Source organism: Streptomyces sp. NPDC005533 (genome assembly GCF_042871845.1).
In the GTDB taxonomy this organism is placed as follows: Bacteria; Actinomycetota; Actinomycetes; order Streptomycetales; family Streptomycetaceae; genus Streptomyces.
Genome location: NZ_JBIAJH010000032.1, coordinates 40,683 through 52,423, shown reverse-complemented (window position 1 = coordinate 52,423; position 11,741 = coordinate 40,683). Strand labels below are relative to the sequence as shown.

Here is an 11,741-nt window from a genome sequence, read left to right as displayed (position 1 = left end):
CCAACGGGGTCCGGCATCGACACGCGGGTGAACGGTCAGCGTACGCGAGTTCGTCCGTCCGACACGTGGCCAAGCTCTCATCACGGCGGCGGCCGGGGTGTGGCGTGTGCCACTCCCCCATGCCCGGTCCATCCCCCGCGTACACGCCCGCTCACGGCACGTGTTCCCCGGACCCGGGCAGGTCCGGCGCCACCGATAATCATGCCCGTGGAAGATCTTGGATTGCGCCGGGCCGCGCCCGCCCTGGCCGTCTTCGCGGCGGTCCGGCTGCTGGGGCTGACCGTGCTCGCGGTGTGGTGCGCTGTGGCCGGCAGCAGCCCGCACACGCTGCTGTCGGCCCGCTGGGACTCGCTCTGGTACGCCCGCATCGCCGCGGAGGGGTACGGGTACGAGGTGGTCCTCCCGAACGGGGACGTCCACTCGAACCTGGCGTTCTTCCCGCTGCTGCCGTGGCTGGAGCGGCTGGTGTCGGCGGCGACCGGACTGTCGTACGGCTCCGCGGGCCTGGTGGTGTCGGCGGTCGCGGGGCTCGCCGCGGCCTGGGGGATCTTCGCGGTGGCCGACCTGCTGCACGGCCGCCGGGCCGGGGTGTTCGCGGTCGGGGTCTGGGCGGCGCTGCCCGTCGGGATCGTGCAGTCGATGGCGTACAGCGAGTCGCTCTTCACGGCGCTGGCCGCCTGGGCGCTGTACGGGGCCCTGCGCGGCCGGTGGCTGACGGCGGGGCTGCTCGCGGCGGGTGCGGGGCTGACCCGCCCGGTCGGCGCGGCGGTGGTCGCGGCGGTGTGGGTGGCGGCCGTCCTGGCGTGGCGGCGCGGGGAGCGGTCGTGGCGGATGGCCGCCGGTGTGCTGCTCGCTCCGGCGGGCGCGGCGGCGTACGTCCTGTGGGTCGGCGCGCACACGGGCGGCGGTCTGCTCGGGTACCTGGACGTGCAGGGCGGGTGGGGCAACGGCTTCGACGGCGGCTGGGCCTTCGCCCGGTTCGTCGGCGCGAAGCTGGCCTCGTCGGCGTTCCCCGCCGGTGTGGGGCTGATCGCGGGGGTGGTGCTGGTGCTGTGGCTGTACGCGACGTGCGTGCGGCAGCGGCAGCCGGCGCCGCTGCTCGTGTACTGCGGGACCGTCGTGGCGCTGGCGTTGTGCGCGTCCGGCTACTTCGGTTCCAAGCCGCGCCTGTTGCTGCCGGCCTTCCCGCTGCTGCTGCCGCCGGCGCTGGCCCTGGCGGGGTGGCGGACCCGGCGGGCGGCCGTGGTGCTGGGCACGGCGGCCCTGGCCTCGGCGGTCTACGGGGCGTTCTGGCTGAACGGCTCGGGACCTCCATAGAGCCCCCACATAACGGAATGAATCGTTCCCATCCATCTTTCAGCAAAAGAAATGACCTGCGGCAATAAAGTTCGGGTAAGTGACTGAAACAATTGCCGGGACAGTGGATCATCCGGCTTCCAACCACTGCCGAAATACCGTGAATTAAGCTCCGCGTGAGACCAACTCCACATCACATGGTCATCACAAAGCCCGCGATTCGCCCGGGCCGAGCAGCAGCGCGCGGTAACGTCGATTGAGTGCGTACCGACCAAATCCTGACCCGTCTGGAGCGGGTGTTCGCCCGGCTGGACCGGGAACCAGAGCGACCGGCTCATCTGCAAACCCCGCAGATGAGCCGGCACCGCGTCGTACTCCTGGGATCGACCCTCGTCTTCTATCTCGCAATCGTGGTGGCCGTACTGACCACTTCGTGGCTGGTCCGCCTGGACTGGCAGATCATGTTCTTCCGGCCCTACGAACAGTGGCCGCAGGTCCACGCGTTCCTCGACTACCTCGTCGTGCTCGGCCAGCGCGGACCCACCGCGGTCATGGTCGCCGCCTGGCTCGGCTGGCGCTGCTGGCGCCAGCACACGCTCCGGCCGCTGATCACCCTCGGCGTGGCGCTGCTCCTGCTCAACGTCACCGTCGGCTCCGTCAAGCTCGGCCTCGGCCGGCTCGGCCCGCACTACGCGACGGAGATCGGATCCGCCGAACTCTTCGCGGGCGGCGATATATTTCCTTCGGGCCACACCGCCAACGCCGTCGTGACCTGGGGGATCCTGGCCTACCTGGCCTCCACCGTGGTCACCCGGCGGGTGCTGTCCGTGGTGTCCGCGGTCGTCTCCCTGAGCGTCGGCGCCACCACCGTGTACCTCGGCACCCACTGGGTCAGTGACGTCCTGCTCGGCTGGTCCGCGGGTCTGCTGATCCTGCTGGCCCTGCCGTGGTTCGAGCCGCTCATCGCCCGGACCGAGGCCTACGTCTTCGACCTGCGCGAGCTGCTGCGCCGCCGCGCCGAGACCGGACGGATGCCCGCGCCGGTCGTCTCCGCGCTCACCCCGCTGCTTTCCGCGGGCGGCAAGTGGCAGCTGCGGCGCGTCGACGAAGCGGTCGCGGAGCCGGTCCCGGTCCCCGCCGCGGCCGGTGTCGGCACGGCGCACTCCCCGGCTCCCCGGCCCGCCGCGCACCCGGTCGTCGGCCGGCCGCACCTGATCCGCTCCGAGCGGACCCCGGTCACCCCGGTCGGCAGCCGCCGCCCGGCGCACACCGAACGGGCCGCCGCCCGGGGGGCCGCTGCCCGCCCGATCGCCGGCGGCTGACGGACCCGCCGCGGGGCGGTACGCACCACCTCACCCCGCGACACGAGGGCGGGCCCGGTCTCACCGACCGGGCCCGCCTTCGTCGTTCGTCAGCGTCGCGCCCGGACGTTCGTCCGTCCCGGGTCACGCTTGTGTCACAGAATATCTACAACCGCAAATTGTTATCCGCAGCGCGACACGCCCGACGTGCAAGGACTTTGGAATTGACGCCGAGCGGCCCGGAATTCCCGTCGGAGATTGCCGCGGCCCTCATGGACCAGACCAGCTGAATCCCCCTCAGGTCCGCTACATTTCCTTCACTTCTCCGGCGTCCACGGCCCTCCCCAGGAGATCCCGCGCGGCCCTGATCCGATCCGTCAGCTCGGGCGGCTCGACCACTTCGAACTCACAGCCGAGCAGCATGAGGTGAATCACCAGAACGTCGAGGTTCGCCGCCCCGGTGCGCAGCAGACAGCTCTGCCCGTCCACCGGTTCCAGGACGCCGGCGCTCGGCCCGACGACGCGGCCCGCCTCCTGCGCGGAAACCTTCAGCCGCACCACCGCCCGGGCCGCGTACACCCGCTGCGACACGCCCTGGGAGACGTACGCGGCGAGGTCCTCGGCGGGCGGCGGGCGCGGGGTGAACCGGGGCCCGTGCGGCGGTCTGGGCTCGATCCGGTCGGCGCGGAAGGTCCGCCACGCGTCCCGGTCCACGTCCCAGGCGACGAGGTACCAGCGCCGCTCGGTGCAGACCAGCCGGTGCGGCTCGACGGTGCGCCGGCTGACGTTGCCCTCGTGGTCCCGGTAGCCGAAGCGCAACCGCTCGCCGTCCCGGCAGAGGGAGGCCAGCTCGGTCAGCACCGAGGCGTCCACGGTGGACTGCTCGGCCCCGCGGAGCATCGGCACGGTGAACTCGTTGAGCGCGGACACCCGGCGACGCAGCCGCGAGGGCAGCACCTGCTCCAGCTTGGCGAGGGCGCGTACGGAGGCCTCGCCGATCCCCTCGACCCCGTTCCCCGCGGCGGTCCGCAGCCCGACGGCGACGGCCACGGCCTCGTCGTCGTCCAGCAGCAGCGGCGGGAGCTCGGCCCCCGCCCCCAGTTGGTAGCCGCCACCGGTCCCCGGGCTGGCGTTGACCGGGTACCCCAGCTCCCGCAGCCGGTCCACGTCGCGGCGGACCGTGCGCGCGGTGACCCCGAGGCGCTCCGCGAGATCGGCGCCGGTCCATTCGCGGTGGGCTTGCAGCAGGGACAGCAGGCGCAGCAGGCGTGCGGAGGTGTCGAGCATCCCCCGAGTCTGCCAGCGGGGTCCGGCGCCGCGGTGCGGGTGGGAGCGGGCGGGGCGGGGCCCGTGGGTGTCTGCGGTGGACCGGCCGCCTCACCGCCGGAGTCCGGGCGGGCCGTTCGGCTGGGTGCTGTCAGCGTCAGCGCACGCACCGGCGCGGGGACGGTCCTGGCGTCAGCGGCGGGGCGGCGGCGCGGGCAGGGCGGGGGACGAGGGGCGCGGCCCGGCCGGCACCGCCGGAGCCACCGGCCCGGACGTCGGATCCGGCTTCGCCGACGGCCGCGGGTCCAGCTTCGGGTCCGGCTTCGGGTCCGGCTTCGGGTCCGGCCTCGGGTCGGGGATCGTCAGCAGCATGCCCGCCGCGATCGCCTCCGGCCGCGGCCCGATCAGCTCCCGGTTCGCCTCGTACAGCGTCCGCCACCCGCCCCGCACCCGGTGCTTGCGCGCGATCGACACCAGCGTGTCCCCGGCCCGCACCGTGTGCATCCGCCCGGCCAGCCCGTACCGCTTCGAGCACACCGGCCAGGCGTTCCACCCCTGCGAGCCGAGGAGTTCCTCCGCGACCCGGATCTGCTGTGCCCGGGTCGCGAGGTCGGCCCGCCGGGCGAACGCCAGCCCGCCGTACTCCTCCCAGGTCGGCTGCCAGAACTGCAGTCCCCCGTAGAAGCCGTTGCCGGTGTTGACCGCCCACCGCCCGCCGCTCTCGCAGTCGGCCACGCAGTCCCAGGGCCACTCCCCGCCCGGTCCGCAGTCTCCAGGCCCGCTGCCGATCACCCCGGGCGAGCCGGGATGCGCCGCGCCCGCCGGTCCGGGCGCGGGCGGTGGCGGAGCCGCGGCCGCGGGGCCGCAGGGAAGTACGAGCACCAGCACGGCGGCAGCGGCGACGCCGACGGCGCCGGCCCGGCGGATCCGGAGGTTGGGCATCGGGTCACGCTACGCAGCCCCCGCGGCCCCCTCCGGCCCGCCGCGCGGCGGGTCACCGCACCCCACCCGGTCGGCCGACCGCCACCCCCGCCCCAAACGGCCATACCCGGCCGCCAACTGAGCACAATCAGAAAACAGTTGGAACGAAAACAACGCTCCGGTCAGACGGTTCACTCTTCCGGGGGGCCGGTTCGATTTCGTTCCCTCCAATGGCGTGACCCCGGCCACCGCTCCCCCGTTGAGCCCGGCGAGCCGGGAGTCCCCCGGCCCCGCACCTATGCCGAGGAGCCACCCCGTGCCGCGCATGCTCGACGTCAGTGATGAGGTACGTGCCGAGATCGGTGACGAAGAAGCCGACAGGCTGCTCGTCGGCGAGGACGCGCCGCGCAGTTACGACTGCACTTCCTGCCGCACCCCGGGCGACCCCGAGAACGACCGCACCAGCACGGTGTTGTTCGTCGGCGAGGAGACCGCCGTCCTCGCCTTCGCCCACGCCACCTGCATCCCCTCGCAGGTCGTCTCCGTCTCCGAGGAGCAGCTCCAGGGCGCCGTCCGCAGCATCACCGGCGACAGCCCGGCACCCGGCGTCGACGGCGGCGCCCCGCAGAACGTGCCCGGCGGCCAGGCCGTCCTCGGCATCACCAGCGGCCTGATCCTCATCGGCGGCGAGCTGCACCCGGCCCTGGTCGTCGAGCCGACCGCGCCGATCGCCCGCCCCGGCAGCGACGGCCCCGGCGACGACTTCCTGCCGCTCCTCATCGAGCAGGGCTTCATCCCGGTCACCGACACCGCCGAGCTCCCCACGGTCCTGGGCGGCTGGTCGGTCCTGCTCGCCGGCGGCCAGCTGCACGCCGTGCTGCAGCCGGGCACCGAGGGCGGCGGCCAGGTCGCCTGGTGGCAGGCGCACCAGGCGCTGTCGGTCACCGACGGCTGGCGCGCCGCCGTCCAGAAGACCCAGCGCGTGCTCATCTACGCCGCGCCGGTCGGCTCCATCGGTCAGCAGCCCCGCGAGGACCTGCTGCGCGACGCGCTCGACAAGGCCGCCGCCTCGGGCAAGCTCGTGGCCGCCGCGATGCCCCTGGCGGGTACGCCCGGGGTCTGATCCAGCCGGTCACCGGAACGGCCGCCAGCCCCCGTCGAGGGGGCCCGGTGGCGTGCGCCGGGGGTGTGCGGTCCGTCCCGCGCACCCCCGGCGATCTGCGTTTCCTCCCCCGTCACCCCGCATCCGCAAGCCGTCGGTTTCGTTGGCTGATACGTGCATTCATACGACTCCTCCCGCGCCCCGTCCTATCCGAGCACCGTCCCCGCGCTGCGGCCCGCACGCGACCGGGACAGCGCTCCGGCCGTCTCGCACACCCCGATCTACGACACGCTGTACTCCGAGTACCTGCGTGCCTTCCGGGCCCTGCCGGGCGACCGGACGGGCGAGGAGGACCTCGGGTTCACGGCCTTCTCCTACGGGGGCGGGTACAGCGGCGGGGGCAGCTCGTACGGCAGCGGCTGGAGCGGTTCGGCGTGGCAGCGGACCGACGACTGGCAGGCCTCGTACACCCCGCAGCCACAGCCGCAGCCGGCGTACTCGTACGCGGGCAGCCCCGGATACGCCGGCGGGCGGCAGCACCAGACCGGGATGACGCACGTCCCGGCGGCCCTGCCGCCCGCTCCGCGCCGGGGCTACTGACCCCGGACAGCCCGTCCGCGTACCGCGGCCCGCGCTGCTACTTCTTCTTCTTGTACTGGGCGCCGCGCTTCTCGCGCACCCGCACCGAGATGTGGATCGGGGTGCCCTCGAAGCCGAACTCCTCGCGCAGGCGGCGCTCGATGAAGCGCCGGTAGCCGTGCTCGAGGAAGCCGGAGGCGAAGAGGACGAACCGCGGCGGCTTGCTCCCCGCCTGGGTACCGAACAGGATGCGGGGCTGCTTGCCGCCGCGGATCGGGTGCGGGTGGGCGGCGACGACCTCACCGAGGAAGGCGTTCAGCCGGCCGGTGGGGACGCGCGTCTCCCAGCCCGCGAGGGCGGTCTCGATCGCCGGGACCAGCTTCTCCATGTGGCGGCCGGTGAGCGCGGAGACGTTCACCCGGGGCGCCCAGGCGACCTGCTGCATCTCGGTCTCGATCTCGCGCTCGAGGTAGTAGCGGCGCTCCTCGTCGAGCTCGTCCCACTTGTTGTAGGCGATGACGATCGCGCGGCCGGCCTCGACGGCCATGGTGATGATGCGCTGGTCCTGGACGCTGATGGTCTCGGTGGTGTCGATGAGGATCACCGCGACCTCCGCCTTCTCGACGGCGGCGGCCGTGCGCAGCGAGGCGTAGTAGTCGGCGCCCTGCTGGAGGTGGACCTTCTTGCGGATGCCGGCGGTGTCGACGAACTTCCAGGTGATGCCGCCGAGCTCGATCAGCTCGTCGACCGGGTCGCGGGTGGTGCCGGCCAGCTCGTTGACGACGACGCGGTCCTCCTTCGCCACCTTGTTGAGCAGCGAGGACTTGCCGACGTTCGGGCGGCCGATCAGCGCGATCCGGCGCGGGCCGCCGGGGGCGGCGCCGCCGAAGGTCTGCTCGGGCGCCTCCGGCAGGGCGTCGAGGACGGCGTCGAGCATGTCGCCCGTACCGCGGCCGTGCAGCGAGGAGACCGGGTGCGGCATGCCGAGGCCCAGCGACCACAGGGAGGCCGCGTCGGACTCGCCGCTCTGGCCGTCGACCTTGTTGGCGCACAGGACGACGGGCTTGCCGGCCTTGCGCAGCAGGCGGACGACGGCCTCGTCGGTGTCGGTGGCGCCGACCTTGGCGTCGACGACGAAGACGACCGCGTCGGCGGCCTCGATGGCGTACTCGGCCTGGGCGGCGACGGAGGCGTCGATGCCGAGGACGTCCTGCTCCCAGCCGCCGGTGTCGACGACCTTGAAGCGCCGGCCGGCCCATTCGGCCTCGTACGTGACGCGGTCGCGGGTGACGCCGGGCTTGTCCTCGACGACGGCCTCGCGACGGCCGATGATCCGGTTCACCAGGGTCGACTTGCCGACGTTCGGGCGGCCCACGACGGCGAGGACGGGCAGCGGGCCGTGGCCCGCCTCCTCGATGGCGCCTTCGACGTCCTCGATGTCGAAGCCCTCTTCCGCGGCGAGCTCCATGAACTCCGCGTACTCGGCGTCGCCAAGTGCTCCGTGGTCGTGCTGGTCGTTCATGAAGTCCGTTCCTCGTCGTTCGTGGTGGTCGGTGGCACCCGCGCAGCGCGGTTCCACTACTAGGTCAAGTCTCGCTCAGCGCCCGGTCAGGCGCTTGGCGTCGGCCAGGTGGGCGGTCAGCCGGTCCTGGATGCGTGTGGTGGCCTCGTCCAGCGCGGTGCGGGTACGTCGGCCCGTGCCGTCGCCGGCGTCGAAGGCGGAGCCGAAGACGACGTCGACCCGGCTCTTGAAGGGCGGCAGCCCCGGGATCAGCTTTCCGCGGTTCTCGCTGCTGCCCAGGACGGCCACGGGTACGACGGGTGCTCCGCTGCGGACCGCGAAGTACGCGAGGCCCGCGCGCAGCGAGGCGAAGTCCCCTTCGCCGCGGGTGCCCTCGGGGAAGATCCCCAGGGCCCCTCCGTTGTCGAGCACCTTCAGGGCGCGGCCTATGGCCGTCCGGTCGGCGCCGGTGCGGTCGACCTTGACCTGCCCGATGCCGTCGAGGAAGGGGCCGAGCGGGCCGACGTACGCTTCCTTCTTGATCAGGAAGTGCAGGGGGCGCGGCGCGGTGCCCATGACCATCGGGCCGTCTATGTTGTGCGAGTGGTTCACGGCGAGGATCACGGGGCCGGAGGCGGGCACCTTCCAGGCGCCCAGTACGCGCGGCTTCCACAGCCCGTACATGAGCCCGATGCCGATGCGCCTGCCGACCGCCGCACCCGTGAGGGAGGGCGATTCGCTCACTTGCGGCCCGCCCGCTTCTCTTCCACCAGGGTCACGACGCATTCGATCACCTGGTCGAGCGTGAGCTCGGTGGTGTCCACCTCGACGGCGTCGTCGGCCTTGGCCAGCGGGGAGGTCTTGCGGCCGGAGTCGGCCGCGTCGCGCTTGATCAGCGCCTCCTTGGTGGCCGCCAGATCGGTGGCCTCCTTGCCGCGGAGCTCGCCGCTGCGCCGGGCGGCGCGCGCCTCGGCGGAGGCGGTCAGGAAGACCTTGAGGTCGGCGTCGGGCAGCACGGTGGTGCCGATGTCCCGGCCCTCGACGACGATCCCCTCGGCCTCCAGGGCGGCCGCGGCGGCGATGGAGCGCTGGAGCTCGGTGATCAGGGTGCGCACCTCGGGGACGGCGCTGACGGCGCTGACCTTGGCGGTGACCTCCCGGGTGCGGATGGGGCCGGCGGCGTCGAGGCCGTCCACCGTGATGGTGGGGGCGGCCGGGTCGGTGCCGGAGACGAGGGCGGGCTTGCCCGCGGCGACGGCGACGGCCTGCGGGTCGTCGGTGTCGACGCCGTTGGTGATCATCCACCAGGTGATGGCCCGGTACTGGGCACCGGTGTCCAGGTAGCGCAGCCCGAGCTTGGCGGCCACGGCCTTGGAGGTGCTGGACTTGCCCGTGCCGGAGGGACCGTCGATGGCGACGATCACGGCGGACGGAGCTGCGGTTTCCACGGTGCGGGCACCTTCCTGGTTGCGCGTACGTGTCCGGGCGCGGCAAAACGCCCCTCCCCAAGGTTACCGGCCCCGGACACCCCCCGGCCCCGCCGTGCACATCCGGTCCCGCCGGGGGCCCGGGGCGGCTACTGCTGGCGCAGCGCCCAGCCCCGTTCCCGCAGCTCGGCCGTCAGGCCGGCCACCGCCCGCGGCTCCACCATCAGCTGCACGAGGCCCGCCTGCTGCCCCGTCGCGTGCTCGATCCGCACGTCCTCGATGTTGACCCCGGCCCGCCCGGCATCGGCGAAGATCCGCGCCAGCTCGCCCGGCTGGTCGCTGATGAGGACGGCCACCGTCTCGTAGACCGTCGGCGCCGCGCCGTGCTTGCCCGGCACCCGTACCCGGCCCGCGTTCCCGCGCCGCAGCACGTCCTCGATGCCCGCCGCGCCACCGCGCCGCTTCTCCACGTCGGCCGACTGGAGGCCCCGCAGCGCCTCCACGGTCTCCTCCAGGTCGGCCGCGATCCCGGCGAGGACGTCGGCCACCGGCCCCGGGTTGGCCGAGAGGATCTCCACCCACATCCGCGGGTCGGAGGCCGCGATCCGGGTCACGTCCCTTATGCCCTGCCCGCACAGCCGGACCGCCGTCTCGTCGGCCTCCTCCAGCCGGGCCGCGACCATGCTGGAGACCAGCTGCGGGGTGTGCGAGACGAGCGCCACCGCCCGGTCGTGCGCGTCCGCGTCCATCACCACGGGAACGGCCCGGCACAGGGCCACCAGCTCCAGCGCGAGGTTCAGCACCTCGTGTTCGGTGTCCCGGGTCGGGGTCAGCACCCAGGGGCGACCCTCGAAGAGGTCCGCGGTGGCCGCGAGCGGTCCCGACTGCTCCTTGCCCGCCATGGGGTGCGTGCCGATGTAGGCGGTGACGTCCACGCCGAGGGCCGCGAGCTCCCGCCGTGGCCCGCCCTTGACGCTGGCCACGTCCACGTACGCGCGCGCCGCCTTGCGTCCGATCAGGTCGGCGAGCGTCGCCGCCACGTGCGCCGGCGGTACGGCGACGATCGCGAGGTCGACCTGGCCCTCGGGCGCCTCGTCGGTGCCGGCCCCGAGGGCGGCGGCCGTGCGGGCCCGGTCGGGGTCGTGGTCGGCGAGGTGCACGGTGATCCCGCGCGCCGCCAGGGCGAGCGCCGCGGAGGTGCCGATCAGTCCGGTTCCGATGACGACGGCGGTTCTCACGGGCGCTCCAGGGTTGCGTACGGCACGGTGACGGGACTGCCCGGCCAGGGTAGCCAGAGTGGGCGCACGAAGGCCCGGCGGTCCGTCCGGTGGGACGGCGGCCGGGCCCGGGCTGTCGTTCGCCGAGGGTCAGAGCGCCTGCGCCTTGATGATGTCCTCCAGCGAGCCGGACGGCACCTGCCCCCGCGGTGTCAGCTTGTCGACCGCCTGCGGCAGCACCTGCGCGATCTGGTCGGCGGCCTGCTCCGGGGAGACGCCGGCCTGTTCGGCGGCCTTCCGGAGGGCTGCGTCCGGGAGGGCACCCTTGATCTGGTCGGCGCTGACGGGCTGGTTCTCACCGGTGCCGATCCAGGACTGCGCCTGGTCGGCGAGGCCGGACTTGGTCAGCAGGTCCAGCAGGCCGCCGAGCGGATCCTGCGCGCCGTTGCCGCCGGCCGCCCGACCGCCGGCGCCACCGCCGCCGAGCGCGCCGATCAGCGCGCCGAGGATGTTGCCGGCGCCGCCGCTCCCGCCCTGGCCGCCGCCGAGGAGGCCGCCGAGAAGGGAGCCGAGGTCGTTACCCGCCATGGTCCTGCCTTTCTAAGAGGGACCGGGCCGCGCGGACGGCGCCGTACCCGGCCTCAGGTCACCGACAATCTCGCCCATGTCACCTCATGCCGCCACCTGGTGCGCGGGCTCCGGGCCGCTGCGGTAGAACGATCCGCATGATCTTCCACATCGTCCCGCTCGCCGACTGGGCCGCCGCCCCCGGGCTCCCGTACGCCCCGCCCTCACTGGACTCGGAGGGTTTCGTGCACTGTTCGGCCGATCGCCCGACGGTGCTCGCCATCGCCGACGCCCACTACCGCGAGGTGCCGGGTACGTTGCTCGCGGTGGAGCTCGACGAGGACGCCCTGACCGCGGAGGTCCGCCGCGAGGGTGACTCGGGCGTCCGCTACCCCCATGTCCACGGCCCGTTGAACCGGGAGGCCGTGGTCGACGTGTGGGAGGTCGTACGCACACCCGGCACCCCTGCCTCACTGGCCCCATGGGAACCGGGCCGATGAAACGGCGCGGCACGCTTCACCTGAGGCTTGCCGCAGGCCAGGATGCTGCACGCCCATCCCGGCC

The 11,741-nt window shown here is 73.4% G+C and carries 11 protein-coding genes and 1 pseudogene; 5 read left to right on the top strand and 7 right to left on the bottom strand.

The window, feature by feature from the left end:
* The first annotated feature begins 201 nt into the window (after positions 1-201).
* On the top strand, positions 202-1,317 hold the full coding sequence (locus ACFYP3_RS27320) for a hypothetical protein (protein WP_388837716.1): 1,116 nt from the start codon (positions 202-204) through the stop codon (positions 1,315-1,317).
* 239 nt (positions 1,318-1,556) lie between these two features.
* Positions 1,557-2,618 (top strand): phosphatase PAP2 family protein, encoded by a 1,062-nt coding sequence (locus ACFYP3_RS27315; RefSeq protein ID WP_388837713.1) that lies wholly within the window; start codon positions 1,557-1,559, stop codon positions 2,616-2,618.
* Positions 2,619-2,930: 312 nt separating this feature from the next.
* Here ACFYP3_RS27315 and ACFYP3_RS27310 read toward each other — a convergent pair.
* Positions 2,931-3,884, bottom strand: a pseudogene (locus ACFYP3_RS27310) (helix-turn-helix transcriptional regulator); the annotation flags it as partial.
* 171 nt (positions 3,885-4,055) lie between these two features.
* A complete protein-coding gene (locus ACFYP3_RS27305; RefSeq protein WP_388837710.1) occupies positions 4,056-4,805 on the bottom strand; it encodes a transglycosylase family protein in 750 nt (249 codons plus the stop codon).
* A 295-nt stretch (positions 4,806-5,100) separates the two neighbouring features.
* Here ACFYP3_RS27305 and ACFYP3_RS27300 point away from each other — a divergent pair, with 295 nt between their 5' ends.
* Both ACFYP3_RS27300 and ACFYP3_RS27295 read left to right on the top strand, forming a co-directional pair.
* Positions 5,101-5,907 (top strand): hypothetical protein, encoded by an 807-nt coding sequence (locus ACFYP3_RS27300; protein WP_388837707.1) that lies wholly within the window; start codon positions 5,101-5,103, stop codon positions 5,905-5,907.
* Positions 5,908-6,060: 153 nt separating this feature from the next.
* Complete coding sequence (locus ACFYP3_RS27295) at positions 6,061-6,486, top strand: hypothetical protein (RefSeq protein ID WP_388837704.1); 426 nt, start codon at positions 6,061-6,063, stop codon at positions 6,484-6,486.
* A 37-nt stretch (positions 6,487-6,523) separates the two neighbouring features.
* Here the strand turns inward: ACFYP3_RS27295 and der are convergent, their stop codons facing one another.
* The 5 genes from der to ACFYP3_RS27270 all read right to left on the bottom strand — a co-directional run bounded on the left by der (position 6,524) and on the right by ACFYP3_RS27270 (position 11,198).
* A complete protein-coding gene (gene der / locus ACFYP3_RS27290) occupies positions 6,524-7,987 on the bottom strand; it encodes a ribosome biogenesis GTPase Der (protein ID WP_388837701.1) in 1,464 nt (487 codons plus the stop codon).
* 75 nt (positions 7,988-8,062) lie between these two features.
* Positions 8,063-8,752, bottom strand: a complete 690-nt coding sequence (locus ACFYP3_RS27285) for a lysophospholipid acyltransferase family protein (RefSeq protein WP_388837698.1) — start codon at positions 8,750-8,752, stop codon at positions 8,063-8,065.
* Positions 8,707-9,414, bottom strand: a complete 708-nt coding sequence (cmk, locus tag ACFYP3_RS27280; RefSeq protein WP_388837695.1) for a (d)CMP kinase — start codon at positions 9,412-9,414, stop codon at positions 8,707-8,709. The genes ACFYP3_RS27285 and cmk overlap by 46 nt, the downstream gene beginning before the upstream one ends.
* 128 nt (positions 9,415-9,542) lie before the next feature.
* Positions 9,543-10,631, bottom strand: a complete 1,089-nt coding sequence (locus tag ACFYP3_RS27275) for a prephenate dehydrogenase (RefSeq protein WP_351588261.1) — start codon at positions 10,629-10,631, stop codon at positions 9,543-9,545.
* A gap of 129 nt (positions 10,632-10,760) precedes the next feature.
* Entirely contained in the window at positions 10,761-11,198 is a 438-nt protein-coding gene (locus ACFYP3_RS27270; protein ID WP_388837692.1) for a YidB family protein, read from the bottom strand.
* 137 nt (positions 11,199-11,335) lie between these two features.
* Between ACFYP3_RS27270 and ACFYP3_RS27265 the strand changes: the two genes are divergently transcribed.
* The gene (locus ACFYP3_RS27265) at positions 11,336-11,677 is read left to right on the top strand and encodes a DUF952 domain-containing protein (protein WP_388837689.1); all 342 of its coding nucleotides are present in this window, start codon (positions 11,336-11,338) and stop codon (positions 11,675-11,677) included.
* Positions 11,678-11,741: the final 64 nt, after the last annotated feature.

Excerpts from the sequence above, each read along its gene's own strand:
- ACFYP3_RS27320 (WP_388837716.1), top strand. The coding sequence starts at position 202 with ATGCCCGTGGAAGATCTTGGATTGCGCCGGGCCGCGCCCGCCCTGGCC.
- ACFYP3_RS27305 (WP_388837710.1), bottom strand. The coding sequence starts at position 4,805 with ATGCCCAACCTCCGGATCCGCCGGGCCGGCGCCGTCGGCGTCGCCGCT.
- der (WP_388837701.1), bottom strand. The coding sequence starts at position 7,987 with ATGAACGACCAGCACGACCACGGAGCACTTGGCGACGCCGAGTACGCG.
- ACFYP3_RS27285 (WP_388837698.1), bottom strand. The coding sequence starts at position 8,752 with ATGCGTCGTGACCCTGGTGGAAGAGAAGCGGGCGGGCCGCAAGTGAGC.
- ACFYP3_RS27270 (WP_388837692.1), bottom strand. The coding sequence starts at position 11,198 with ATGGCGGGTAACGACCTCGGCTCCCTTCTCGGCGGCCTCCTCGGCGGC.
- ACFYP3_RS27265 (WP_388837689.1), top strand. The coding sequence starts at position 11,336 with ATGATCTTCCACATCGTCCCGCTCGCCGACTGGGCCGCCGCCCCCGGG.